The sequence below is a fragment of the Micromonospora cremea genome, from assembly GCF_900143515.1.
Classification (GTDB): Bacteria; Actinomycetota; Actinomycetes; order Mycobacteriales; family Micromonosporaceae; genus Micromonospora; species Micromonospora cremea.
In genome coordinates this window covers 3,378,509-3,404,886 of record NZ_FSQT01000002.1, presented here as the reverse complement: position 1 = coordinate 3,404,886, position 26,378 = coordinate 3,378,509, and the positions used below count along the sequence as shown (strand labels likewise).

At 71.4% G+C, this 26,378-nt stretch carries 20 protein-coding genes; 8 read left to right on the top strand and 12 right to left on the bottom strand.

From position 1 onward, the window contains the following. Positions 1 to 126 precede the first annotated feature (126 nt). Complete coding sequence (locus BUS84_RS29420; RefSeq protein ID WP_084757636.1) at positions 127 to 1,212, top strand: LCP family protein; 1,086 nt, start codon at positions 127 to 129, stop codon at positions 1,210 to 1,212. Between the two features lie 114 nt (positions 1,213 to 1,326). Here BUS84_RS29420 and BUS84_RS29415 read toward each other — a convergent pair whose 3' ends face one another. Beyond that, the gene (locus BUS84_RS29415) at positions 1,327 to 2,784 is read right to left on the bottom strand and encodes a sugar transferase (RefSeq protein ID WP_074319204.1); all 1,458 of its coding nucleotides are present in this window, start codon (positions 2,782 to 2,784) and stop codon (positions 1,327 to 1,329) included. Between the two features lie 369 nt (positions 2,785 to 3,153). Further along, entirely contained in the window at positions 3,154 to 3,939 is a 786-nt protein-coding gene (locus BUS84_RS29410; protein WP_159451085.1) for a glycosyltransferase family 2 protein, read from the bottom strand. Positions 3,940 to 4,203: 264 nt separating this feature from the next. Here BUS84_RS29410 and BUS84_RS39160 point away from each other — a divergent pair, with 264 nt between their 5' ends. Then, entirely contained in the window at positions 4,204 to 4,470 is a 267-nt protein-coding gene (locus tag BUS84_RS39160) for a hypothetical protein (protein WP_143728562.1), read from the top strand. 135 nt (positions 4,471 to 4,605) lie between these two features. Here the strand turns inward: BUS84_RS39160 and BUS84_RS29405 are convergent, their stop codons facing one another. Beyond that, positions 4,606 to 6,579, bottom strand: coding sequence for a hypothetical protein (locus tag BUS84_RS29405; protein WP_143728561.1), 1,974 nt, complete (start codon positions 6,577 to 6,579; stop codon positions 4,606 to 4,608). Positions 6,580 to 6,726: 147 nt separating this feature from the next. Here BUS84_RS29405 and BUS84_RS29400 point away from each other — a divergent pair, with 147 nt between their 5' ends. From BUS84_RS29400 to hutH, 6 genes are read left to right on the top strand one after another with little or no spacing between them, the layout of a single operon-like run. Beyond that, on the top strand, positions 6,727 to 7,578 hold the full coding sequence (locus BUS84_RS29400) for a MurR/RpiR family transcriptional regulator (protein WP_074317438.1): 852 nt from the start codon (positions 6,727 to 6,729) through the stop codon (positions 7,576 to 7,578). A 19-nt stretch (positions 7,579 to 7,597) separates the two neighbouring features. Further along, a complete protein-coding gene (hutU, locus tag BUS84_RS29395) occupies positions 7,598 to 9,247 on the top strand; it encodes a urocanate hydratase (protein WP_074317436.1) in 1,650 nt (549 codons plus the stop codon). A gap of 11 nt (positions 9,248 to 9,258) precedes the next feature. After that, positions 9,259 to 10,479, top strand: coding sequence for an allantoate amidohydrolase (locus tag BUS84_RS29390; RefSeq protein ID WP_074317434.1), 1,221 nt, complete (start codon positions 9,259 to 9,261; stop codon positions 10,477 to 10,479). Beyond that, the gene (locus BUS84_RS29385; protein ID WP_074317432.1) at positions 10,470 to 11,837 is read left to right on the top strand and encodes a formimidoylglutamate deiminase; all 1,368 of its coding nucleotides are present in this window, start codon (positions 10,470 to 10,472) and stop codon (positions 11,835 to 11,837) included. The genes BUS84_RS29390 and BUS84_RS29385 overlap by 10 nt, the downstream gene beginning before the upstream one ends. Further along, positions 11,834 to 13,018, top strand: a complete 1,185-nt coding sequence (hutI, locus tag BUS84_RS29380; RefSeq protein WP_074317430.1) for an imidazolonepropionase — start codon at positions 11,834 to 11,836, stop codon at positions 13,016 to 13,018. The genes BUS84_RS29385 and hutI overlap by 4 nt, the downstream gene beginning before the upstream one ends. Further along, positions 13,015 to 14,553, top strand: coding sequence for a histidine ammonia-lyase (gene hutH / locus BUS84_RS29375; RefSeq protein ID WP_074317428.1), 1,539 nt, complete (start codon positions 13,015 to 13,017; stop codon positions 14,551 to 14,553). Before hutI ends, hutH begins: the two co-directional genes overlap by 4 nt. A gap of 59 nt (positions 14,554 to 14,612) precedes the next feature. Here hutH and BUS84_RS29370 read toward each other — a convergent pair whose 3' ends face one another. The 9 genes from BUS84_RS29370 to BUS84_RS29330 all read right to left on the bottom strand — a co-directional run bounded on the left by BUS84_RS29370 (position 14,613) and on the right by BUS84_RS29330 (position 26,170). Beyond that, positions 14,613 to 15,977: a lipopolysaccharide biosynthesis protein gene (locus tag BUS84_RS29370; protein ID WP_074317426.1), complete on the bottom strand. Its 1,365-nt coding sequence runs from the start codon at positions 15,975 to 15,977 to the stop codon at positions 14,613 to 14,615. A 10-nt stretch (positions 15,978 to 15,987) separates the two neighbouring features. Then, positions 15,988 to 16,944: a glycosyltransferase gene (locus BUS84_RS29365; RefSeq protein WP_143728560.1), complete on the bottom strand. Its 957-nt coding sequence runs from the start codon at positions 16,942 to 16,944 to the stop codon at positions 15,988 to 15,990. Then, on the bottom strand, positions 16,941 to 18,359 hold the full coding sequence (locus BUS84_RS29360) for a hypothetical protein (RefSeq protein ID WP_143728559.1): 1,419 nt from the start codon (positions 18,357 to 18,359) through the stop codon (positions 16,941 to 16,943). Before BUS84_RS29360 ends, BUS84_RS29365 begins: the two co-directional genes overlap by 4 nt. 233 nt (positions 18,360 to 18,592) lie before the next feature. Further along, complete coding sequence (locus tag BUS84_RS29355) at positions 18,593 to 20,653, bottom strand: acyltransferase family protein (protein WP_084757634.1); 2,061 nt, start codon at positions 20,651 to 20,653, stop codon at positions 18,593 to 18,595. A gap of 201 nt (positions 20,654 to 20,854) precedes the next feature. Next, positions 20,855 to 22,276, bottom strand: a complete 1,422-nt coding sequence (locus BUS84_RS29350; protein WP_074317420.1) for a glycosyltransferase family 39 protein — start codon at positions 22,274 to 22,276, stop codon at positions 20,855 to 20,857. A gap of 304 nt (positions 22,277 to 22,580) precedes the next feature. Beyond that, positions 22,581 to 23,822: an alginate lyase family protein gene (locus tag BUS84_RS29345; RefSeq protein WP_244298766.1), complete on the bottom strand. Its 1,242-nt coding sequence runs from the start codon at positions 23,820 to 23,822 to the stop codon at positions 22,581 to 22,583. Between the two features lie 136 nt (positions 23,823 to 23,958). Beyond that, positions 23,959 to 24,579 (bottom strand): RdgB/HAM1 family non-canonical purine NTP pyrophosphatase, encoded by a 621-nt coding sequence (rdgB, locus tag BUS84_RS29340; protein WP_074317417.1) that lies wholly within the window; start codon positions 24,577 to 24,579, stop codon positions 23,959 to 23,961. Further along, positions 24,576 to 25,301 carry a ribonuclease PH gene (rph, locus tag BUS84_RS29335; RefSeq protein WP_074317415.1) on the bottom strand — a complete coding sequence of 242 codons (726 nt, stop codon included), beginning with the start codon at positions 25,299 to 25,301 and terminating at the stop codon, positions 24,576 to 24,578. The genes rdgB and rph overlap by 4 nt, the downstream gene beginning before the upstream one ends. A gap of 125 nt (positions 25,302 to 25,426) precedes the next feature. Continuing rightward, the gene (locus BUS84_RS29330) at positions 25,427 to 26,170 is read right to left on the bottom strand and encodes an MBL fold metallo-hydrolase (protein ID WP_074317413.1); all 744 of its coding nucleotides are present in this window, start codon (positions 26,168 to 26,170) and stop codon (positions 25,427 to 25,429) included. Positions 26,171 to 26,378: the final 208 nt, after the last annotated feature.

The window sequence follows — 26,378 nt, the reverse complement described above, 5'->3', positions numbered from 1 at the left end:
TCAGGCCGACGCGCCCTGTGGCAGGGGAAGTTGCCATTGAATTCGATCAACGGACCAACCCGACGGCGGACGGTTCCGACCGGACGAGGGTACTCGGCCCGAAAGCCGAGTCAGTAGCATCGCGACATGCCACGTCACAATGAGACCGCGCAACCCGGCGAGTACTACTCGACCGGGACCGCCGGCCAGCCACGGCGGGTGGACGACGGCGAGCCGGTCGGCCCGCAGCCACCCCAACGACGCCGATGGCGGCGGATCCTCCTGATCAGCCTGCTGGTGGTGACGCTGGTGGGGGGCGGAGGGGTGATCGCCGGTGGCCTCTACCTGCGCTCCGTCGAGGGGGACATCGAGCGCGTGGACGCGTTCCAGGGCGTGCCGGAGGAGGGTCGCCCGCAGGCGATGGTCGAGGGCGCGATGAACATCATGATCCTGGGTAGCGACTCGCGTGACCCGGAGAAGACCTCGGGCTCGCGGACCGACACCATCATCCTCGCCCACCTGCCGAAGGACCGGTCCAGCGCTCAACTGATCTCGATTCCCCGGGACACTTGGGTGTCGGTGCCCCGATCCGCGGACGGCAACAACGGCGGCCGGGACGCCAAGATCAATGCGGCGTACGCCTGGGGTGGCGTGCCGCTCATGGTGCAGGCGGTCGAGTCGTTCACCAAGGTACGGGTGGACCACGTCGCGCTGATCGACTTCGCCGGGTTCAAGGAGATCATCGACGCGCTGGGCGGCATCGACGTCAACTCGGAGAAGCAGTTCACCTCGATCCACGCGCCGTTCCGCACCTTCAACAAGGGGATGCAGCGGATGGACGGCGAGGCGGCGCTCGACTACTCACGCCAGCGCAAGCAGTTCGCGGACGGTGACTTCGCCCGGATCCGGCACCAGCAGCAGGTGATCAAGGCGATCATCGACAAGGCCTCCTCCGGTGGCCTGCTCACCAACCCCGCCAAGCTGAACTCGTTCCTCAAGGCCACCTCGAACTCGGTCTCGGTGGACAAGGAGCTGTCCCTGCTGGAGACGGCCAACCAGATGCGCGGCGTCCGGGGCAGCAACCTGACCTTCGTCACCAGCCCCACCAAGGGCACCGGCCGGATCGGTTCGGAGAGTGTCGTCCTGGCCGACACGAACCGGGTCAAGTCGTTCTACGACGCGGTGCGCCAGGACGCGGTCCCGGACATCATCGCCGGCGCCAAGAAGCCGTAGGTTCCCTCTCCCGCCAAGGCGCTGTCCCCGGGGACCGCGGCGGGCGGCGACATCACGAACGTCGACGGGCGGTGGCCGGAAGGCCACCGCCCGTCGGCGTTCAGGGTTCCGGGATCAGTACGCGCCCCGCCGGGCCAGCACGACGCTGGCCGTCTTCCACAGGATGGCGAGGTCGTACACCAGCGACCAGTTGTCCACGTAGTGCAGGTCCAGCCGGACCGCGTCGTCCCAGGTCAGGTCGGAGCGGCCGGAGATCTGCCAGAGACCGGTGATGCCCGGCCGCACCAGCAGCCGCCGGCGTACGTCGCCGCGGTAGTCGTCGTCCTCGGTGGGCAGCGGGCGCGGGCCGACCAGCGACATCTGCCCACGCAGCACGTTGATCAGCTGGGGCAGCTCGTCCAGGGAGAGTGCCCGCAGGTGTCGGCCGATCGGGGTGACCCGCGGATCATCCTTGATCTTGAAGAGCAGGCCGTCACTCTCGTTCCGGTCCCGCAGCGCCGCCAGCCGCTCCTCGGCGTCGATGTACATGGTCCGGAACTTCCAGACCTTGAACGCCCGGCCCTCGTGGCCGATCCGGGTCTGCCGGAACATCACCGGCCCCGGGCCGCTGGCCTTGATGGCCATCGCGATCCCGAGCAGCACCGGGCTCAGCAACACCAGCCCGACCAGCGCGGTGAACCGGTCGAGCACCGTCTTGGCCAGCAGCGACAGGCCGGAGATGGTGGGCTCGTCCACGTTGAGCAGCGGAAGGCCCTCGATCGGCCGGACGTGGATACGCGGGCCGGTGACGTCGGTGACCTGGGGGACGACCACCAGGTTCAGGCCGGTGCCCTCCAACTGCCAGGCGAGCTTGCGCAGCTCGTACGACTCCAGGCTGGCGGGGCCGCAGACCGCGATGGTGTCCGCGCCGAGCTGCTGGACCAGCGGCACCAGGTCCCAGCCCACGTAGACCGGCACCGGGGCGTTCACCCGCTCACCCGGCCGCGGGTGGTGGGGCAGGTGGATGGCGATCGGGTGCAGCCCGGCGCCGTAGTTGCGGGTCACCACCTCGTGCAGCGCGAGCGCGTCGGAGAGCCGGCCGACCAGCAGCACCTTCTGCGACGCCCGCCCGGTGCGCCGGATCCGGCGCAGCACCACCCGAGCGGCGAAGCGAGCCACCAGGGTGTAGAGCAGCAGGCAGATGATGATGGCGGCGACCGTCGCCCGGGACAGGTCCTTCTTGAAGCCGAGCGCCAGGAACGAGACCGTGGCGGCCATCGCGAGGTTGGCCCGGGCCACCCGCTTGAGCTCCTCGGTGCCCAGCCCGAGCGCACGCTGGTCGTACGCCCCGGCGGCCACCAGCAGGAGCAGCCAACCCAGGGGGACGCCGATGTTCGCCACGAGGGTGAAGGAGCTGACGTTCCCGAGCACCCGCTGGTCCCAGAAGCCGGCGTCGGCCTCGTCCAGCAGGGCGACGACCGTCCGGCTGGCGGCCAGGGCGACGAGGGCGTCGAGCAGAACCAACCAGGCCACGTAGCGCCGGCGCCAGTTGGCCCGCGGGGCGACCGGACGCGCGAACACCGACCGGGCCATGCCGTTGGACGGGGGCGTGATCACCCCCAGGTCAGGGTCGAACCTCGGTGTCTGCTGTGACGTGACAGCCGTGAGGAACTGCGTGTGCGCGGACACGACCTTCCTTTCCCACATCGCCCCCGTCGGGAGATCGCGACGTGCACCCTATGCGTCAGAAGGCGTCCTGCCTAGTGGCGGTTCGGGCGCTCCTGCGTTGGCCCGATCAGTCCCTCGGGGCATCGCAGCACGCCCGCAGCTCCGGGATCAGCGCGCCGTGAACCGCCTCTTCGCGGTGTCGCTCGCACGGCGTCGAGCCATCGTGCGTCGACGGCAGAGGCGGTCCATACTCTCGGCGGTGCGGCCCTGTGGCCCGTCCCGTTCAAGCACGGATCACCGCCCGGCGGCGGTGACCAGCCATTTACCGATCTCACTCACCGCACGCACCGCCACGATACACAGGGCGAGCCCCGGAACACGTGGACGGCTGTACATTTTGATCATCTTGCGCCAGGCGACGAGGCCGGCGAGGCGCCGCCGGCTGATGCTGCCGCTGTGCCGGTGGAATCGAACGATCGGCTCGTCGAGTCGCTGCAGGTGCACCCCGTTGCTGAGGGCACGCAGGACCAGCTCGACATCCACCTTGATGGACATCTGCTCGTCGTACCCGCCGAGCTGTAGCAGCAACTGACGGTCGATGGTCATGCCGGAATGCTTGAAGGGCAACCGGGGCCGGGTCAGCACGGACCGGAGCATCCGACGCGGATCCGGGTAGGCGGGGAGCCTGATCACCTTCGCCGAATCGCCAACGATCTCCTCGTAGTCGGTGTAGACCCAGCGCGCGCCCGTCCCAGCAACGAAGTCCTGCATCCGGGCCAGACCGTCGGGGGCCAACTCGTCGTCCGAGTCGAGCACGGTGATGAACCTGCCCCCGGCAATGCGCAGGGCAGCGTTGCGCGCGGCGCTGATCCCCGTCGGCTGTTGCCGGACGAGGCGGATCCGCCGGTCGGCAAGCAGGCCCGCCTCGGCCAACCGGTCCCGAACGGGCACGGCCGAACCGTCGTCGACCACGATGAGCTCGAAATCGCCGAAGCTGCCGGCGAGCACGCTCTGGATGGACTTCACCAGGAGCTCGGGCCGGTCGCGGACAGCGATGCAGACCGAGATCGCTGGAGTCACCGGGTCCGCCGCCCGCGTGAGCGGGAGGGTCGAGGCGCCGGCGGACGGCATCGTGGGCCCGTCGATCACCGGCAGCGGGGGCCCGTGTCCGGAAGGGAGAGTGCTGCCGGCGGAGTCATGCAGGGAGGGGGGCGAGGCTGCGGGGCGATTCGTCACGGACGGACGCCGTTTCGCAGCCCGCCCGGACTACCTGGACCGCTCAGCAGACCAGCCCCGCCAGTCCACATGACACACCGATCCGACACGCCCACCTTCGCCACCCCCATGAAAGCCACCATTCGCAGCGATTTTCAGCGACGCGTCCGCTGGATCGTTCCCTCGATCGACGACAATGAAGATCCATCGCACAACAAGACGGAGTATAGCCATGGCCGCACCGGCACACCATCACCTATCAGGCGCCGCGACGTCGAGCGGAAATCGCTGGCCCAGCAAGGGATTCGCTGGTCATCGCCCGGATCTGCGCGCTTGAACACGCCGCCACGGCCACGGCGCGCCGTCCGGTGGATTCGAGTTCGACCGAACATCTGATCTTTTGGGGCGGCACGGATTTTTCACTGCGGGTGAATGACCAATGAGGGCGAACGCCGAGACGATCATCGGCGGTTATATTCCTATGTGTCCGATCCGGCGAAATTGTCCACTCACCGGCCACTCACCGGCCACTCAGCGGTGGCGACGACGGACGAGCATCACGACCAGGATGATAAGGGCGATCAGCAACACGGCCGCGGAGCCGACCAGCACGAGGACGAGGGTGTCCGACTGCGCCCGCGACGCGCTCTCCAATCGCTGACGCTCGGCGGCGTTCTGCCGGTAGGCCTGCGCGAGCACGTTGGCGGATGACGCGGCGGCTGCCTTGTCCAGCTGGGTGATGGCGCCCGACGAGTCGCCGCCGAAGTACGCGTCGAGCCCGCTGCGGTAGAGCTTGTCGGAGTCGCCGAGTGCGTTGCCGACGCCGGCCTCGGCCAGCAGCGCGGCGATCGTCGACGCCGGCAGCACCGCCCGGTTGGCACGGTCCGGTCGCGCCTGATCCTGGTAGATCAGGCCGGCGACCCGGCCGGCGGAATCGAGGGCGATACCCCCGTGGGACACCGTGCCGAGGTCCTCGTTGACGAGGTAGATCGAGACGGGACCGCGCTCGCTTGTGCCGGTGATCGTCACCAGCTTCGACTGGGGCCGGTAGGTGGCGTTGCGGAAGACGACGTCGGTGGTCGTGAAGGCGAGGATGCGGACCGAGGCGTCCACCGCGAGGCTGGCGGACGCGTTGAGTTCCACTGCGGGCAGACCGCCCTGGGCGAGCTTGACCAGTGCGGTGTTGCCGCTGTCCTCGGGCAGGCTCCGAACGACCTCGGCCGGGATGGCCGGCTCCTTCGTCACGTTGCCCGTGGCGGTGTTGAGCTGGCCGTACACCGCACTGGTCGGCTCGGTGCCCGGCTCCACGCCGGTGAACCGCACCTTGGCGAGGTTGGCCGCGATGTAGGTGGAGATCTGCCCGGCGGGAAGCTTCTTCTCTTGCACGAGCATCCTGGCCAGCGCGTCGACGGCCAGCCAACGGGCGTGGTCCTCCGTCGGCTTGACGCAGGACCCGTTGGTGACGGCGTGGCCGTCAGGAGTCACCACGAAGCCGCTGCACCGACGGATGAAGGAGACGGGCTGGGGGTGCACCAGGGCGTTCGTCCTGGTGTCCCGGACGTATCCGGTGAAGACCGCCTCGATGAAGACCAGCGACGGCGCGGCGACCGCGAGGGCGCGCTCCTCCGGGCTGTACAGGGTGGCCTGCGCCCACGGCTTCAGCCCCGGCTCGGCCGCGGCGTCACCGGGAGACGCCGTGGCGATGGCGGTCGGCGGAGAGTACGGATCGGGCTGGTCCTTGCCGGCGATCGCCCAGATGGCCACCCCACTGCCCACGGCCGCCACCAGCACGAGCGCGGCCAGCCCCGCCCAGAGCCCGGTACGCCGCGGCGGCGGCTCCGACGGCTTGATGCGCCGCACCGAAGCGTTGAACGGGTCGTAGGGCGGCGGATCCGCCGGAGCGGCGGACGCCGGCGCGGGCGACTGGGGCGCGTCGGCGGCGGGCGGTGGCGTCGGCGCGGGCGGCACGGTCGGCAGCCCGCCGGCATGCAGCGCCCACGGCGCGAACGGCGCTCCGGATGTCGGCAGCGGGGCGCCGGAGACGGGCTGCGGGGCGCCGGACACCGGCTGCGGCGGCGCGGAGACCTGCTGCGGAGGGCCGGACACCGACTGCGGCGGCCCGGAGACCTGCCGCGGCACCCCGGTGACCGGCGCCGCCGAGCCGTTCTCCTCGGTCGAACCGCCCTTCTCCGTCGGCACCGGGTGGTACTCCTGCCCCAGCGCGCGGAACAACTTCTCGGCGCCCTGGCCGGCCTCCGCCGGGTAGGCCGCCCACGGCTCGGCGGCGAAGAAGTCGGCGTACGCGAAGGCCTGGCCGCCCGGCCTCTGCGACATGGCGTTGGCAGTCCCGGCGAAGGCTTCGCGCCACCCCGGCGTGCTCGCGGCCACGGCGTCCAGCACCGCCACCGTCACGAACCGGCCCTGCTCGTCGATGGCAGCCCAGGCCTTTCCCACAGGGCAGGTGCCCAACATGTGGGTGAACCGGTACGGGCCAACCGACTGCATGCGCACTCCTCTGCTCGACCGCCCTGCGGATCCTACAGAGGGGACGCTCGCCCGGTCGCCCACCGGTCGGTCCACCGACAGGTCGGTGGAACGTACGGCGGACGGGAACGGTTGCCCTCTGAAAGTTTTCATGCATAGAGTCTCGGTGTGAATGAAGGAGCTGTCGCCGTGCCCACCGAGCGGGTGCTCGACCTGTTCCACGGGGTGCGGCTCACCCCGACCCAGCGTCGGATCGCGCACTGCCTGGTGCAGCACGCCCCCGCCGTGGCGTACCTGTCCGCGGCCGAGGTGGCCGAGCTGGCCGGGGTCAGCCAGCCGTCGGTCACCCGCTTCGCCGTCGCGCTCGGCCACGACGGTTACCCGGCGCTGCGCCGCCGGTTGCGCGACCTCACCACCGCCGCTACCGGCGGACCGGCGGACGCCGGCAACGAACTCCAGCAGGCGGTCCGCGCCGAGATGGGCAACCTGGACCGGCTCGCCGGTCAGCTCGCCGACCGGGACCGGATCGCCGAGACCGGTCGGCTGCTCGCCACCAGCCGCCCGTTACCGGTGGTCGGCCTGCGCGCCGCCGCGCCGTTGGCCGCGTACTTCGCCTACTTCGCCGCCAAGGTGCACCCGGACGTGCGGGTGCTCGACGACGGTGGCAGCCTGCTCGCCGACCGTCTGGAGCAGGCTGCCGAGGCCGGCGCCTCGGCGGTCCTGGCCTTCGTGCTGCCCCGCTACCCCCGGGAGACCCTGGACGCGCTGCGCGACGCGCGGGCCGCCGGGTTGACCGTGGTGGCGATCACCGACTCGCCGGTCAGCCCGGCCACCGAACACGCCGACGTGGTGCTGCCCGCCGCGGTCGGCGCCCAGCTCGTCTTCGACCTGCACACCGCCCCGATGACCCTGGCCATGGTGCTGTTGCAGGCGATCTGCGACGCCGCGCCGGCCGACACCCAGCGCCGGCTGGAGGCGTTCGAAGCCTCCGCGGCCCGCCGTCAGCTGTTCCTCGCATGATGACCGGAGGAGACCCGAGATGACCCAGCACGTCCGTGCCGCACGGGGTAGCGAGCTCACCGCCCGCGGGTGGCCGCAGGAGGCCGCCCTGCGGATGCTCATGAACAACCTCGACCCCGAGGTGGCCGAACGCCCCGACGACCTGGTCGTCTACGGCGGCACCGGCAAGGCGGCGCGGGACTGGCCGTCGTACCACGCGCTGGTCCGCACGCTGACCGACCTGCGCGAGGACGAGACGATGCTGGTGCAGTCCGGCCGCCCGGTCGGCGTGCTGCGCACCCACGAGTGGGCGCCCCGGGTGCTGCTGGCCAACTCCAACCTGGTCGGCGACTGGGCGACCTGGCCGGAGTTCCGCCGGCTGGAGCAGCTCGGTCTGACGATGTACGGGCAGATGACCGCCGGCTCGTGGATCTACATCGGCACCCAGGGCATCCTCCAGGGCACCTACGAGACGTTCGCCGCGGTCGCCGCGAAGCGGTTCGGGGACACCCTCGCGGGCACGCTGACGCTGACCGCCGGCTGCGGCGGGATGGGCGGCGCCCAGCCGCTCGCCGTCACCATGAACGGCGGTGTCTGCCTGATCGTGGACGTGGACCGGACCCGCCTCGACCGCCGGGTGCACGACCGCTACCTGGACGAGGTGGCCGACTCGCTGGACGACGCGGTGCAGCGGGTGCTCGCCGCGAAGCGGGACCGGCGCGCGCTCTCCGTCGGCGTGGTCGGCAACGCGGCGGTGGTCTTCCCCGAGCTGCTGGTGCGGGGCGTGGAGATCGACATCGTGACCGACCAGACCAGCGCGCACGACCCGCTGTCGTACCTGCCGGTGGGGGTGGAGCTGGCCGACGCCCGGGACTACGCGGCGGCGAAGCCGGCCGAGTTCACCGACCGGGCCCGCGCATCGATGGCCCGGCACGTGGCGGCGATGGTCGGCTTCCTCGACGCGGGCGCGGAGGTCTTCGACTACGGCAACTCGATCCGCGGCGAGGCGCAGCTCGCCGGCTACCAGCGCGCCTTCGACTTTCCCGGCTTCGTGCCGGCGTACATCCGGCCGCTGTTCTCCGAGGGCAAGGGCCCGTTCCGGTGGGCGGCGCTCTCCGGCGACCCGAAGGACATCGCCGCCACCGATCGGGCCATCCTGGAGTTGTTCCCGGAGAACGAGTCGCTGGCCCGGTGGATCCGGCTGGCCGGCGAGCGGGTCGCCTTCCAGGGCCTGCCGGCCCGGATCTGCTGGCTCGGTTACGGCGAACGGGACAAGGCGGGCGTGCGGTTCAACGAGATGGTCGCCTCCGGAGAGCTCTCCGCCCCGGTCGTCATCGGCCGGGACCACCTGGACGCCGGCAGCGTGGCCAGCCCGTACCGGGAGACCGAGGCGATGGCCGACGGTTCCGACGCGATCGCCGACTGGCCGCTGCTCAACGCGCTGGTCAACACGGCCAGCGGCGCCTCCTGGGTGTCCATCCACCACGGCGGCGGGGTGGGCATCGGCCGGTCGATCCACGCCGGGCAGGTCTGCGTGGCCGACGGCACCGCGCTGGCCGGGCAGAAGATCGAACGGGTGCTCACCAACGACCCGGCGATGGGCGTGATCCGGCACGTCGACGCCGGCTACGACATCGCCCGCGAGGTCGCCGACCGCACTGGCGTCCGCGTCCCGATGACCGAGCAGTGAGGAATGGCCCCTTGTTATCGGATTTTGTTGTAGAAGGGTCCCTTCCCACCAGGTTTCGGGAGCTGTGGGACGAGATCGCGCCGGTCGGGCGGGACGCCGGCAGCGGCGGCTACCTGCGCTACGCGTTGACCGAGCCCGAGTTGGAGCTGCGGACCTGGTTCCGGTCCCAGGCTGACCGGCGCGGCCTGCCGGTCACCGAGGACGGCAACGGCAACCTGTTCGCCCACTGGGGCGACCCGGAGGCCGGGGACGCGGTGCTGACCGGCAGCCACTTCGACTCGGTGCCGCACGGCGGGGCGTACGACGGGCCGCTCGGCATCGTCAGCGCGTTCCTCGCCGTGGACGAGCTGCGGGCCGCCGGCGTGACACCGAGCCGGCCGCTGGTGCTGGCCGCGTTCGTCGAGGAGGAGGGTGCCCGCTTCGGCGTACCGTGCCTGGGGTCGCGGCTGCTCAGCGGGGCGCTGCCGGCCGAACGCGCGGCCGGGCTGCGCGACGCGGCCGGGGTGAGCTTCGCCGAGGCGCTCGGCGATCAACCGGCGGGCGCCCGCCCGGACCTGCTGGGCCGGTTCGGCGCCTTCGTGGAGCTGCACGTGGAGCAGGGCCGCGCGCTGGTCGAGACCGACGAGCCGGTCGCGGTGGCCAGCGCGATCTGGCCGCACGGCCGGTGGCGCTTCGACGTCGTCGGCGAGGGCAACCACGCGGGTACGACCCGGATGGCGGACCGCCGCGACCCGATGCTCACCTACGCGTTCACCGTGCTGGCGGCCAACAAGGAGGCCCGGCTGCGCGGCGCGCACGCCACCGTGGGTCGGGTCGCCGTCGAGCCGAACGCCACCAACGCCATCCCGTCGAAGGTGACCGGCTGGCTGGACGCCCGGGCCGCCGACCCGGAGACGTTGGCCGGGCTGGTCGACGCGGTGCGGGGCAAGCTCGCCGAGCGGGCCCGCCGCGACGGTACGGCGGTGACGGTGACCGAGGAGTCGGTGACCCCGCTGGTCGCCTTCGACGGCGGGCTGGCCGGCCGGCTGGCCACGCTGCTCGGGGCGCCGGTGCTGCCGACGGGCGCGGGGCACGACGCCGGTGTGCTGGCCGCGCACCTGCCCACCGCGATGCTCTTCGTGCGCAACCCGACCGGGGTGTCGCACTCCCCCGCCGAGGCGGCCACTGACGCCGACTGCGCCGCCGGCGTACGGGCGCTGGCGCGGGTCCTGGAGGAGCTGACATGCCCGTGACCCCGACCCGCTGGCTCGCCGAGTACGCCTGGCTGCCCGAGTACGCCGAGCCCACGCCGGACGTGCTGATCGAGACCGACGGGGAGCGGATCACCGGCGTGACGCCGCTGACCGCCGGGAGCCGGCCGCCCGCCGGGGTCGAGGTGTTCGCCGACGCCGTGCCGCTGCCCGGGCTGACCCTGCCCGGCCTGTCGAATGTGCACTCGCACGCGTTCCACCGGGCGCTGCGCGGGCGTACCCACGGCGGTCGGGGCGACTTCTGGAGCTGGCGGGACCGGATGTACGCCGTCGCGGACCGCCTGGACCCGGACACCTACCTCGCCCTGGCCCGGGCGGTCTACGCCGAGATGGCGCTGGCCGGGATCACCTGCGTCGGCGAGTTCCACTACCTGCACCACCGGCCCGACGGCGGCGCGTACGACGACCCGAACGCGATGGGCGCGGCGCTGGTCGAGGCCGCCGCGCACGCCGGGATCCGGCTCACCCTGCTGGACACCTGCTACCTGACCGCCGGCGTGGACGGTCAGGCCCTGGCCGGACCGCAGCGGCGCTTCGGTGACGGCGACGCGGCCCGGTGGGCAAAGCGGGCGTCGGCGTTCCAGCCGACGGACGGGCACGCCCGGGTCGGCGCGGCCGTGCACTCGGTGCGGGCGGTCCCCGCCGACCAGCTCGGCACGGTGGCCGACTGGGCGCGGGACCGGCGGGCGCCGCTGCACGTGCACCTCTCCGAGCAGCCCGCCGAGAACGACGAGTGCCGGGCCGTGCACGGGCGTACACCGACCGCGCTGCTCGCCGAGCACGGCGTGCTCGGCCCGGACACCACCGCCGTACACGCTACCCACCCGACCGGCGGTGACCTGGCGCTGCTCGCGGAGAGCCGGACCGGGGTGTGCCTCTGCCCGACCACCGAACGGGACCTCGCCGACGGGATCGTCCCGGCCCGGCGGATGGCCGACGCGGGGATCCGGCTGAGCCTGGGCAGCGACAGCCACGCGGTGATCGACCTCTTCGAGGAGGCCCGGGCGGTGGAGCTGGACGAGCGGTTGCGCACCCGCCGCCGCGGCCACTTCACCCCGGCCGAGCTGCTGATCGCCGCCACCTCCGCCGGGCACGCCGCGCTGGGCTGGGCCGACGCCGGGCGGATCGCTCGCGGCGCCCGGGCCGACCTGGTCACGGTACGGCTGGACAGCGCCCGCACCGCGGGGGTGCCGCCGGTGGGCGCGTTCTTCGCGGCCGGAGCGGCGGACGTCGCGCAGGTCGTGGTGGACGGCCGGGTGGTGGTGGCCGAGGGCCGACACCTGACCGTGGACGTGCCGGCCGAACTGTCGGCCTCGATCGAGGCGGTGACTCCGGCATGAGCAGCCTGCTGGTGGACAACATCGGGGAGCTGGTCACCAACGGCGCCGGCGAGGGCCCGCTGGGCATCCGACGCAACGCGGCCGTACTCATCGAGGAGGGCCGGGTGGCCTGGGTCGGGCCGGCGGCGTACGCGCCCGCCGCCGACCGGCGGGTCGACGCCGGTGGGGCCGCCGTGCTGCCCGGCTTCGTGGACAGTCACGCACACCTGGTCTTCGCCGGTGACCGGGCCGCCGAGTTCGCCGCCCGGATGGCCGGCCAGCCGTACACCGGGGGCGGCATCCGGACCACGGTCGGCGCGACCCGGGCCGCTTCCGACGACGAGCTGCGCACCACCGTGCGCCGGCTGCGCGGGGAAGCGCTGCGGCAGGGCACCACCACCATGGAAATCAAGAGCGGGTACGGGCTGACCGTCGCCGACGAGGCCCGCTCCCTGCGGATCGCCGCCGAGACCAGCGCCGAGACCACCTTCCTCGGCGCGCACGTGGTGCCCGCCGAGTACGCCGATCGCCCCGACGACTACGTCGGGCTGGTCTGCGGGCCGATGCTGGCCGCCGCCGCACCGCACGCGAAGTGGATCGACGTATTCTGCGAGCGGGGCGCCTTCGACGTCGACCACGCCCGGGCCATCCTGGCCTGCGGGCAGGCCGCCGGGCTGGGCGTGCGGCTGCACGCCAACCAGCTCGGCCCCGGCCCCGGGGTGCTGCTCGGCGTCGAGCTGGACGCGGCCAGCGTCGACCACTGCACCCACCTCAGCGATGCCGACGTGGCCGCGCTGGCCGGCACCGCCCACTCCGACGGGTCGGGGACCCGCACGGTGGCGACCCTGCTGCCCGGCGCCGAGTTCTCCACCCGCTCGCCGTACCCGGACGCCCGCCGCCTGCTCGACGCCGGCGTCACCGTCGCGCTCGCCACCGACTGCAACCCCGGCTCGTCGTACACCTCGTCGATGCCGTTCTGCGTGGCCCTCGCGGTCCGCGAGATGCGGATGACCCCGGCGGAGGCGGTCCGGGCCGCGACGCTGGGCGGCGCGCGGGCGCTGCGCCGCGACGACATCGGCGTGCTCACCCCCGGCGCCCGGGCCGACCTGGTCGTCCTGGAAGCGCCGTCGTACCTGCACCTGGCCTACCGGCCCGGTGTTCCACTGATCCGCCAGGTTCTGCTCAACGGAGTTCCGAAATGACGACCGTGACCATTCAGCCCACCGGGGTCTCCCCCGCCGACGTGCTCGCGGTGGCCCGCGGCACCGCCAAGGTCGTCCTCGACCCGGCCACCATCGACGCGATGGCGACCAGCCGGGCCATCGTGGACGGCATCGAGTCGTCCGGCCGCCCCGTCTACGGGGTCTCCACCGGGTTCGGGGCGCTCGCCAACACGTTCGTCGCCCCCGAGCGCCGGGCCGAACTCCAGCACGCGCTGATCCGCTCGCACGCCGCCGGGGTGGGCGCCCCGATGCCGCGCGAGGTGGTCCGGGCGATGATGCTGCTGCGGGTCCGCTCGCTCGCGCTCGGCCACTCCGGTGTCCGCCCGCTGGTCGCCGAGGCGCTGCTCGACCTGCTCAACCACGACATCACCCCGTGGGTGCCGGAGCACGGCTCGCTGGGGGCCTCGGGCGACCTGGCGCCGCTGGCGCACTGCGCGCTCGTGCTGCTCGGCGAGGGCTGGGTGCTCGGCCCGACCGGCGAGCGGCAGGACGCGGCCGACGTGCTGACCGGCGCCGGGCTCAAGCCGATCGAGCTTGCCGCCAAGGAGGGGCTGGCGCTGATCAACGGCACCGACGGCATGCTCGGCATGCTTCTGATGGCCATCCACGACGCCGCGCACCTGTTCACCATGGCCGACGTCACCGCCGCTCTGGGCATCGAGGCGATGCTCGGCTCCGAGCGGCCGTTCCTGCCCGAGCTGCACGCCATCCGCCCGCACCCCGGGCAGGCGGCCTCGGCAGCGAACATCCACCGGCTGCTCCAGGACTCCCGGGTGATGGACTCGCACCGGGACGACCTGGCGCACGCCGTGCAGGACGCGTACTCGATGCGCTGCGCGCCGCAGGTGGCCGGGGCTGCCCGGGATACGCTGGAGTTCGCGCGGACGGTGGCGGACCGCGAGCTGGTCTCGGTGGTGGACAACCCGGTGGTGCTGCCCGATGGCCGGGTCGAGTCGACCGGGAACTTCCACGGGGCTCCGCTCGGCTTCGCCGCGGACTTCCTGGCCATCGCCGCCGCAGAGGTGGGCGCGATCGCCGAGCGGCGGGTGGACCGGCTACTGGACGTCAACCGGTCCCGGGAGCTGCCGGCGTTCCTCTCCCCCGACGCCGGGGTCAACTCCGGGCTGATGATCGCCCAGTACACGGCGGCCGGGATCGTCGCGGAGAACCGCCGGCTGGCCGCGCCCGCCTCGGTCGACTCCCTGCCCACCAGCGGCATGCAGGAGGACCACGTCTCGATGGGCTGGGCAGCGGCCAAGAAGCTGCGCACCGTGCTGGACAACCTGTCCAGCGTGCTCGCGGTCGAGCTACTGGCCGCCGTGCGCGGCCTCCAGCTGCGCGCGCCGCTGGTGCCGTCGCCGGCCGGCCGGGCCGCGGTCGAGGCGGTACAGGCGTTCGCCGGCGAGCCCGGTCCGGACATCTTCCTCGCTCCGGCGATGGAGGCGGCCCGCCGCACGGTGTCCGACCGCGACCTGCGTACCGCCATCGAACGCGAGATCGGTCCGCTGGCCTGACCATCGGCGGGCCCCGACGACCGGCGTCGGGGCCTGCCGGGTCACCCGTCGTGACGGGGTCAGCTCCTGATGACCGTCCGTCGGATCTCCGCCCAGGAGGGCAGGTCGGCGCCCGCGACGACGTCGCGCTTCGCTCGAGACCAGAACAGGACGAGAACGATCGCCTCGGACAGCACCGTCGCCCACGCGGCGCCAGCGACACCGAACAGCGGGATGGCGGTGGCCAGCGCGGCCAGGTAGGCGAGCGATCCCAGCCCCTGATACAGCACCTTCTGCCGCACCAGGCCGCCGCTCATCAGCAGCGACTCGACACTGGCCGCGCCGAAGCGCAGTGGGATCGCCAGCGCGAGGATGGCCATCACCGGGACGGAGGTCCGGTACTCCGCGCCGAAGATCAGGGGAATGGCGTAACGGCCGACCAGCGCGACGACCGCGCCGAGGAGCAACCCGAGGCCGATCATCCCGACCGTGCCGGCGCGGTACGCGATGAGGACCGCGTTGCGGTTGGAGCGGGACCACCGGTGCAGCTTCGCCAGGAAGTACTGCTGGTAGACGATGCGCGGCAGAAGGTAGATCGCGGTCAACAGCGTCATCGGCACGGCGAGCACCGCGGCGGACTCCGAGCTCAGAAACTCGGCGGAGACGACGACGCCGAGCTGCATGCCGAGCTGGTAGAACAGGCTGCCCAGCAGGAACAGCCAGGTGGCGGCGACGAGGTGGCGCGCCCGGGGCGGCCGCGTCGGGCGACGGGGCACCGGCGGGTGGCCCTCCAGCGTGGCTCGCCCGTACCAGAACGGCGCGATCATCAGGACGCTCATGGCCACCATGACGGCGGCCACGAGCGCGTAGCCCAGCGCCACCATGAGTGCCGACAGCCCGAAGGACAGGGTCAGAACGGCCACGAGGAGTCGACCGACCTGCGGCGCCAGTTGCAGCGCCGCGAGCCGCCCGTAGGCGCCCTGCAACTGGAGGGCCGACCCGGACAGCGCCATGGCGACAAGCGACAGGATGATCGGGGCGAGCCCGATCCGCAGGTCGCCGGTGCCGGCATCATGCCGGTCGAGCAGCCCCCAACCGACGAGCGCGACGACCAGCAGGCCGGACGTGACGGCGACCAGCGCGATGGATGGCCGCACCCAGCGGAACGCCCGGGACCCCTCGCGTCCGAACCGTTGCAGCCAGAACTCGGCGACCCCGAAGATGGCCAGTGGCCCGGCCAGCGTGACCAGGGACATCACCGACATGAAGGCACCGAAGTCGGCCTTGGGCAGGCTACGGGCGAGCAGCACCTGGGTGAGGAACGCGATCACCGTGACGCCGGCCTGACTGATCCCTAGCAGGCCCAGCTGGCGGAGGCGGCGCGCCATGCCGCTGCCGGACCGGCTGGCTGTCGCCGTGTCGGTCGGCACCTCGACTCCGGTCATCGTCCGACCGTCACGCGGTCGCTCTGGTCGGCACGTGCAATCGCAACATCTCCAGCTCGGCTTCGGTACGACTCATCCACGCCTCGCGGGCCGCCGCGATCCGCCCGGCCGCGGCCAGGTCCTCGCCGATGGCCTTACGGAGGCCGGCGACCAGGGCATCGCTCTGGTTCGCGACGAGCGTGGCGAAGCTCCCGAACAGGGCCTCGGTGGTCCGGGTGCGGGACAGGACCAGCGGCCGACCCGCGCTCAGCGCCTCGCACGCGCCACTGGGCTGCGTGGCGTCCCGGTCGGTCAGCACGACGACCGCGCGCGCGGCGGCGACGGCCGCCTCGTAGTCGGGGAGGTCGAGGAAGCCCAGGGTGGTGAAGTTGGGCAGGCGTTCCGCGCGCTCACGAAGCGGCGGCGGCAACCGGTGCAGTGGCGCGGTGGTCGCGAAGGTGACGTCGGGCATGGCCTCGATCGCGTCGATGAGGACGTCCATCGGCTCGTCCGGGGCGACGGTGGCCACGACGAACACCCAGCCACGTGGTGCCGCCGGCGGGATCTCCCGAAGTGGATCGTGCACGACGAGCGTGCGCAGGCCCGGGAACTCCGCCCGGGCGATCGCGTCGGCCTCGTCGGTGTGGGTCAGGACCAGTTGCGCCCCACGCAGGATCGACGCGGTGCTGGGAACCCTGCCCCACCACGACTGGAACTGCCCGTTGTGCGCGTCGACGATGTACGGAACCCGGCTGAGGTAGGGCGCCAGCGCGGACAGGTGGGGCTGTGCCTGCGCGACCACGAACGATGGCCGGCGCGAGCGGAGCAGTTTGAGATCGTTCCACGTGTGGGCGACGTAGTCGAAGGGACGGAGGATCTTCGGCGTCGACTTGGACGGGCGCCACGCCACCTCGGCGCCCAACGCCTCGGCCAGCACGTCGGATCGACGCTGATAACGCTTCCACGAAATGAACAGGGGGGCGCTCATTTGTGATCACCACCAGCATCGGTCGGCGCGAGGACCGGCGCGCTCGAAAGGGGAAAGAACCTGACGAGAAGGATGAGGGACAGGAAGAACATCCACATGAAGTACGAATAGGAGGTCGGCTTCTGCGTCAGGGCGGAAACGATCGTGAGGGCGTAGAGGATGGTCAGCATCCACCTCGCCTCGACCGCGATGGCCCGCTTCGTCACCCGCCACAAATTGACAAAGATAATGGCCATGAGGATGAGACCCAGCAATCCCCACACCACGAAGACCCGCAACGGATCGGCATGGGTGTTCCACGGCTCGTAGCCGAGCCCGACGAGCCAGATATCCCAGGACGCGTCCTGCCACACCTCGGCCACGCGGAACCAGATCTGCCCGCGACCGTGCAGGAACTCGTCGTTCGTCGGGTTGAGCGAACCGATCTGCGTGACGAGAAAGAGCGCACGGTCCAGCAGATGGGCACCCCACCGGATCGCCGCCAGGACCACCAGGACGACGAGGACGCCCGCCCCCCAGACGGCGGTGCGGAACGGCAGGTCGGAAATCTGCCGGAGGAGCTCGGGGAGCCGGCGCAGCTCGAACGCGACGATCACCAACGCCACACAGAGGATGGTTATCCGGTGTGTGCTGACGACCGCGGTGGCGGCCAGGAATGCGACGACGGCGTAACGGGCCACCGGGCTGAGTCGTAGCCGGTTACCGGCCGCGTAGAGGATGAAGACCGCGAAAATCAGGAGCCGACCGAGGGACGCCGGATGGAAGTAGCCCCCCGATGCCCGCCCGACCTTGCCGCTCATGAGGTTGAAGAAGTAGGTGTACGGGACGACGCCGGCGACCTGCAGCCAGGCGATCACGGAGTGCGCGACGGCGCCGAGGACCACGAGCAGCAGCACCCAACGCAGCCGTTCGACGGAGAACCAGTCCGGCTTGAGGAACATGACCGCCAACAACGCGATCGGAGCGAACCCGACCGCGAGCTGGGCGCCCTGCGTGATCACCCCGCTCTTCGGCGCGACGTGGGGCCCGAAGATGGCGCGCACGTTGGCCGTGGTGAAGATGTGGAGGAAGTCCTCCCGCGTGGATATCGCCAGCATGCCGATGACAGAGAACAGGCCGAGGACCAGCAGCGCGATGATTGCCGGTGCCAGATCCGTCGGGAAACGCCTCGCCGCGACGACGGCGGCGACAAAAGAGCCCACCATGAAGAGGGCGCCAATCACCGTCGCCACCATGCCGGCGTCCACGGTGTCGGCCGCGACCTTTTCGCCGAAGATGTCGAAGAATGATTTCACGCCGATCATTACCAGGGCGAGTACGGCCATGATCTGGGCGGCGGCCCACGGATAACGCCCGAGTGGCCGACCACTGCCCACAGTCGGGGCAGCCGCCGCCTTTCGCGGCATTATGTCCATTTCATGATCCTCTCAGCGCTATCCCTCGGGGCACTATACGCGAGCGTCATATCCGATAGAGGTTGCCTGGGTCGACGGCGAATCGACCGACGACCGCCCCGGCAGTGGGGCGAATTTCCCTCTTTCGCCCACTTTTCGCGACGGCGCCGGAGCAACGAGCCGGGGGTGACCGCAATGGACTGTTCGGGGCATTCCGCGGTGAGCTTTCACGTCTGCGGGTCGCCGGCTCGGCGTTACAGCCCGAGGCGCGCCGCGACGCGCTCGACGAGGTGGGATCCCAGGGTGCGCGCGTAGGTCGCCGTTATGTGGTGCGCGTCGCGGTAGACGATGACGTTGCCGATCACCAGCGGACAGCGGGTCTCGGTGCAGAACAGGTCGGTGAGGTCGACCATCTGCACCTTGCCGTCGGTCCGCTTCGCCGCCTCCTCGAGGGCGTCCCGGGTGCCGAGCGCGGCCTGCCGGTCGACGGCGCACCGCGTCGGATCCCCGCCGTTCGCCGCGTCGTCGACGAGACAGCCGAGGTCAGCCGTGCCGAGCCCTGGGTTGTCCACCACCACGACGATCCTGGTTCCCCGCTCCAGCACCGGACGCCACGCCTCGACGTACCTGCGGATCTGGCCGGCGGCCGCCCGGGGGTCGCCGCTCGCGCTGCGCCTCCCACTCAGGATGACGAGGTCGTACTTCGGGCCGTCGCCAAGTCGCTGCATCATCGCGTGCCGTCGCGCGTAGCACCGGTCGGACTGGTCCGCGGCGTCCACCTTCGCCCAGATGCACCCACGGGCGACGTAGGTGTCGACCGCCCAGTTCCGAGCGTCGAGCTGACCCTCGATCGCCGGGATGAGCATCGCCGCGTGCGAATCTCCGACGAGTGCGACCCGGGTCGCGTCGGACCGCTGCGACCCGATATGACACGGCGTGAGCGTGGAGCCCGGTTCCTGGTCGTAGCACCGGTACGCGGAGCCCGTGTCCTTGGTGAGCATCGACATCTCGGGAAACAACTCGCGGCCGAGGGCACTGTCTTCGCAGCGTTGCGGCTCGACCCTGGCACCGGCCCCGAGGCACGGCGTACCCGCCGCCAACAACTGCTCAAGGCGCGAGGTGTTCGCCTGGCTGCTCTGTTCGAGCAGTCGGTTTCCGGCGACGACGACGGACAGGACCAGTGCCATCGACATCGCCGCGGCCGCGTACTGCGGCCACAACCGGCGCCCACCGGTGAACACGCCGAACCGCACCGGGTCCTCGACGAGGCGCTTGGTCAGCGCCGCCAACGCCACCACGCCGGCGATGACGAGGAGCTTCACCGGCCAGGTCATCCTGTCGCCGGTCGCCAACTGGAAGATCACGATGGGCGGCCAGTGCCAGAGGTAGACGGAGTACGACCAGTCGCCGAACTTCTGCACCGGCGCCCAGGCCATCGGCCCGAGCGGAGACCAGCGCGGGCCGGGCGCGCCGGCCCAGATGGCGGCGAGCGTGCCGAGGACCGGCAGCGCCGCGGCGTAGCCCGGGAAGGGGGTCCCGGAATGGAGAACGAAGGCGGCCACGCCGATCAGGAGCAGTCCCAGCCAGGAGACCGCCGCCCGGGTACGTTCCCCGGCCGAGCGGCCGAGCCCCGGCAGGGTCGCGAGCATCGCGCCGGCCCCGAACTCCCACGCCCGGGTGGGCGTGACGAAGTAGGCGGCGGCGCTGTTCGCGGACGTCTCGTAGACGGAGTAGGCGAAGGAGGCCGCGACGACCAGGGCGAGCGTGACCCGGACCGCGCCCATCGGGTTCGTCCGCTGGAGCCGGCCGGCGATCACCACCGCGAGCACGATCAACAGGGGCCAGACCAGGTAGAACTGCTCCTCCGCCGAGAGCGACCAGTAGTGCTGCACCGGCGACCGGACGTTCTCCGCGGCGAGGTAGTCCACGGCGTCGTGCGCCAGTTGCCAGTTCTCGACGTAGATGGTCGCCGCCGCGATCTCCCGGAGTATCTGCGGCCAGTAGAGCTGCGGCACCCAGATGAAGACGGCCACCGCGGTGGCCACGAGGACGAGCAGCGAAGCTGGCAACAGGCGCCGGATCCGGCGGGCCCAGAAGGCCCGGAGGCGGACCGAGCCGGACTGCTGCACCTCCCGCACGAGGTGCGCGGTGATGAGGAAGCCGCTGATCACGAAGAAGACGTCGACGCCGACGTATCCGCCCGGGATCCGGTGCGGCCAGAAATGGAACAGCAGCACCAGGAGCACAGCAAGCGCCCGCAGCGCTTGGATCTCCGGCCGTAGCAGCCCACGAGACGTCTGCTTCGAGTCGCTCACTGTGCCTCACCGCGGCGGTAGGGGTAAAGGTGGCGCGCGTGCCCGCCACACCGCCATGCACTAGCGGCGACGGCGAGGGTATACGGCCATGACGCCTCTCCTCCATCCGGGCACCTCGGTGCACCGGCGGGGTGGGTCAGCTCCGGACGAGCGACCGCCGGACACAGTGGACACCGGTCACGGTGCGCCTGAATGCCCTGCTCAGGCCCGTTCCGTGGTCTGCCACAGCGACACGGTGACCCCGGTGAGCCGGACCACTCGGACCTGCTCGAACCCGGCCAGCTGCTGTTTCAGCGACGGATTCATGCCGGCGCGCTGATCGGCGTCGGTCGGCGCGCCGACCAGCCACAGCCGCTCGGCCGAGCGGAGGCATTCGCCGTTCCGGCAGGTCCGCCCATACGTTGGGACACCGCCGGGCCAGGCTGTGAAGACCACGTTCAGCCCCGGCCCGTCGGCCCGGCGGAGGTAGTAGTTCACACCGTCCTGCAGTCGACTGGCGTACCCGGCATGGATTCCGACCGCGTCGCCAGCGCTGGCCTCCGCCGCGAGGACCGCGACCGCGCCCCGCAGGTCAGGTTCGCCTGGCACGACGATGCCGCGGTTCGTCGCGTGCATCGGCAGCGCGAAGGCGGCACAGAGCACGACCAGCATCGCGGGCAGGACGACCCGCCTCCACGACGACGAGGTCGCCGTACCGGCTGCCGGTTGGACGTTCCGGGTCACGGTCGCGACGGCCAGCAGGCACCACGCCGGCAGGGTGAACAGCACGTACCGGTGGATGAGCAGCGCCGCCACCGGTGAGATGAGCAGCAGTACGTAGAACGGCGCGACCGCCCACGTGCCGAGCAGAGCGCCACGACGTCCCAGCGTCACGGCGCCGAGGACGGCCAGCCCGATGATCAGCGCGCTGACCGAGACACTGCCCGTCACCCGCACGATCTCGTTGTTGGTGCTGTCCCAGGTGGCCTCTGGAATCCACGACACCTGCTTGGCCTGCTCGGACCCGATCCAGGCGAGGGGAACGACGGGGATGACAGCCGCGACCGCCGCCAGGAACCAGCGCAGGATCACCTTCTTGCGACGAAGGCTCAGCACGTACACCATGTGGGCCGGCAACAGCAGCAGAGCGACCATGTGCAGCAACCCGGCCACGGCCACCACCACGGCGTACGCGAGCCACCGCAGCCACGTCGGCCGCTCCGCCGCGCGCAGCACCAGCAGGGTCGCCAACGCCACCGCGGCGGTGGCGAGAGCGTAGGGGCGCGCCTCCTGGGCGTACCGGGAGACGGTCGGCAGCACGGCGACGAGCAGACCGGCGAACAGGCCGGTCATCGGGTCGAACAGCTTCCGGCCGACGACCGCGGTCAGCGCGGCGGCGAGCGCCACCGCGATGATGGACGGCATCCGCAGGGACGCCTCCGATTCGCCGAACACGGCGATCCAGCCATGCATCAGGAGGTAGTAGGGAGCGATGACCGCGTCGGTCACCTCCACCAGGCCCCGCAGCGCCTCCATGGACTTCGTCGACGCCGCCCACGTGGCGATCTCGTCGCGCCAGAGCTGGCGGCGTTCGAGGCCGTAGAGCGCGATGAGGAACGCGGCAAGGGCAGGTAAGACCGGCACCGACCAGCGCGCGAATCGATCCGTCAGGGCAGCTGGACGGCGTGCTTCCGCGCGTGTCTCACCCGCGGCGGTCACCTCCGGCGAACTGGCGAGGGGGGCCAACTCGACCATACGTCCTGGTCCTTTGGATCGGGCTTGGCCGGCACGGCGGCCGCCGAGCGGGATGTGGCTCGCAGCTGCGTAGCCTAGACGCCGCTGGTTGCGACCGGCCACGGGGTGCGTCCGGCCATTGGGCGCAGGTCAGGCTCGTCGAGAGGGTCCGGCGGTCCGAGCTGGTCGCGGTGGCGGGAGAGCCGCCGTGCGGTCAGTTCGGGTTTCCGGCGTGCGTCAGCGTCTCCCAGGCGAAGAAGTAGGCGGCCGGCCCCGCGGGCCGATCGGCCTCCACCACCCGCCTGGTGTTCGGCAGGTCGAGCCCCATCCTCGTGGCGTAGTGGTTGAAGGCGATCTCGGGTGACGGCGCCAACCCGGTGACGAGCCGACCGCCGCACAGCCACGGCGGCACCGGCTTACCCAGCTCGAAGCCGGTGTGGAACTCCAGCGCACGGGTGAGCCGCTCGCGCGCCTCGGCGTAGAGATCCCGCCCCTGGATCCACGCGGTCTCGGCGACGTGCGCCGCCGCTGCGAGGCCCCAGCCGGTGTGCAGAAAGTCGCGGCAGGTCTCCTGAGCGAGCCCGTCCACGAGCGGGTTCTGCCCACCCCAGTACTCGACGAGCTGCGACTTCGTGAGGACATCGCCGGGTGGCGCGTACGGCTGGGGGCCGTCGCCACTCAGATAGACGTACGCCCGCAGCCGCAACCGCCACTGCTCGATGGCCTTGAGGAACGAGGCGCGATCGTCGAGGAAGACCGAGATGCCCACCGCCGCGTCGAGCATGATCAGCTCCCAGTTCCCCGCCCTGGAGCCGTTCGTGCCGGCGAGCACCGTCGGTAGATAGACGGTGCGGAACATCCGCTCCGTACGGGCCAACCGATCAGGATGCCAGCCGGTGTAGGTGTGCTTGATCAGTTCCGCGGCTCGCGCGAACGTCGCCCCGGCCCAGCCCGCCTGCAGCGGCGCGTTGGCATTGGTGTGCTCCTTGAGAACGCCCGACCACGCGTCCAGGATGCCGATGGCCTTCTCCGCGTACCTGCGGTCACGCGTGAAGCACCACATCAATGCCTGGGTGTACGCGGCGACCGCGTCCTCGGCCTCCGCGGTGCACCCGCTGTCCGGCTGCGAGTAGAAACCGCAGTCCACGGTGGACACCGGTCGGGGGCGCCAGGACAGCTCGGCGTACTGGCTGCGCTGCATGGCGAGCCACGCCGAACGCCAGGGCTCCTCACCAGCCCTGACCTTGCGGCTCACAAAGTTCAACTGCTCGCTGCGCACCAGCACGCCAGGGTGGGCGAAACCGCTGTCCGCATCGCGCGACTCGGTCAGCGGTGGCGCCGGCGGGATGGGCTCCACCACCCACGCGCCAGCCGCCTCACCCTCCGGCGTCTTGGTCGAGAAGGCCAGGAGACCACCGCTGGCGGCCAGCAGGGCAAGACCCATCAGTGCCGCCATCACGCCGCGCCTACCGGCCCACGCCATCCCGTCTCCCCGACAACCTGCCGATCCGGATGCCCGGACTCCCGGACTCAGTACATGCCATCGTCCGATCGCCTGGCTACCCATGGGTGCCGACCGGACTGCCCTGGTCTCAGGCGGCGGTGGGCGGCAGCACCTTGGCGATCAGCTTGGCCATCTCACGCAGGGCCTTGCCGCGATGGCTGACCGCGTCCTTCTCCGCCGGGGTCAGCTCGGCGTTGGTGCGGTCCTGCCCGTCACCCAGGAAGATCGGGTCGTAGCCGAACCCACCGTCGCCGCGCGGGGCCCGCAGTACCTGCCCCGACTGCCGGCCGTCGACCAGGTGCTCCTTGCCTTCGGGCAGCACCAGCGCCACCGTGCAGACGAACGAGGCGGCCCGTTGCTCGTCGGGCACGTCAGCGATCTGGTCCAGCACCAGCTGGAAGTTGGCCCGGTCGTCGCCGTGCTGCCCGGACCATCGGGCGCTGAACACCCCTGGCATCCCGTTGAGCGCGTCCACCGCGAGCCCGGAGTCGTCGGCGATGGTCGGCAAGCCGGTACGCCGGCACCCCTCCCGTGCCTTGATCAACGCGTTCTCGCCGAAGGTCAGGCCGGTCTCCGGCAGTTCCGGGTACTGCTCGACGTCGTCCAGCCCCAGCAGGGCGATCCGGTGCGCGCCGAGCGCGCCGTCCAGGATCCGCTGAAGTTCGACCAGCTTCTTACGGTTGCGTGTGGCGAGCAGGACCTTGTTCATGACAGTGCCTTCCGCTGGGCTTCGGCCAGCTCCGCGCAGCCGGCGACGGCCAGGTCGAGCAGAGTGTCGAGCTGATCCCGGGCGAACACGCCCGCCTCACCGGTGCCCTGCACCTCGACGAAGTCGCCAGCACCCGTGCAGACCACGTTCATGTCCACCTCGGCGGCCACGTCCTCCTCGTAGCAGAGGTCGAGCCGCGCCTCACCGGCGATGATCCCCACGCTGACCGCGGCCACCGAACGGTGCATCACGTTCTCCGGCTTCCCGGCCAACGCCTTGCGGGCGGCCAGCCAGCCCACCGCGTCGTGCAGCGCCACGTACGCGCCGGTGATCGCGGCGGTCCGGGTGCCGCCGTCGGCCTGGAGCACGTCGCAGTCGAGCACCACGGAGTTCTCGCCGAGCGCCTTCAGGTCGATGCAGGCGCGCAGGCTGCGGCCGATCAGCCGGGAGATCTCGTGGGTCCGGCCACCGACCCGACCCTTGACGCTCTCCCGGTCCGAGCGGGTGTTGGTGGCCCGGGGCAGCATCGCGTACTCGGCGGTCACCCAGCCGAGCCCGGAGCCCTTGCGCCAGCGGGGCACCCCCTCGGTGACGCTTGCCGTGCAGAGCACCCGGGTGCCGCCGAACTCGACGAGCACCGAGCCCTCCGGATGGGTGCTCCAGCCTCGGGTCAGGGTCACCGGTCGAAGTTGATTGGGCCCTCGCCCGTCAGGTCGCGCCATGCCTGCACCCTATGCGGTGCGGTGCCGCACCCGCCCCGGGGTGCCCCGAGCGGATTCCGCGTCGTGCACCGGAGGACGCCGGCCGGCCAACCCCTGACCGTCCCGGTCGACCGGGAGGAGGTGGGTCAGACGTCGTAGCTGGCGCCGGCCCGGACCACCTCGAGCGGTCCGGTGTACGCGGCGGCGGCCGACTCCAGCGTGTGCGCCTCGCTGCCCCAGGCGGCCACCAGGTGGGTGAGCAGCAACCGGCCCACCACGGCCTTGGTCGCCGCCTCACCGGCCTCCCGGCCGGTGAGGTGCAGGTCCGGTGGGTTGTCCACGCCGTCCAGGTAGCTGGCCTCACAGAGGAAGACGTCGGCGTTCTGGGCCAGCCGCAGCAGCGCGTCGCAGGGCGCGGTGTCCGAGGAGTAGCAGAGCGACCGGCCGCCGTGCTCCAGCCGCACGCCGTACGTCTCGACGGGGTGGTTGACCCGGTCGACGGTGACCGTGAACGGGCCGATCGGGAAGGTGCCCGGTTGGAGTGCGTAGAACTGGTAGACGTCCTCCACGGTGCCGTCGTCGCCGTAGGCGGCGCTGAGCCGGTCCGGGGCGCCGGAGGGCGCGTACACCGGCAGCGCCGGGTAGGGGCCGTCCGGGGCGTACCGGCGGACCACCACGTACGACACGGCGTCGAGGATGTGGTCACAGTGCAGGTGGGTCAGGAGGATCGCGTCCGGCGCGTGCAGCCCCGCGTACCGCTGGAGGCTGGACAGCGAACCCGAGCCGAAGTCGACCAGGAGCCGGAACCCGTCGGCCTCGACGAGGTAGGCCGAACACGGCGACTCGGGGCCGGGAAAGCTGCCAGCGCAACCCAGGACCGTCAGTCGCATCGGGTCGTCTCGCTGTCACTGTCAGTAGCATCAGCGCCGGCCGTCGTCTCGGCCATGATCTCTACCGACGCGTACGCCACGCTGCGCAGCCTACGCCGGGGTAAGCGGCAGCAAGAATCATCCAATGGAACTTGTCACGAACGTGACACCCGCTCACGGCGCCGCGGGCAGCGTACGGGCCGTCGACGTGCGCATCGACGGCCCGTAC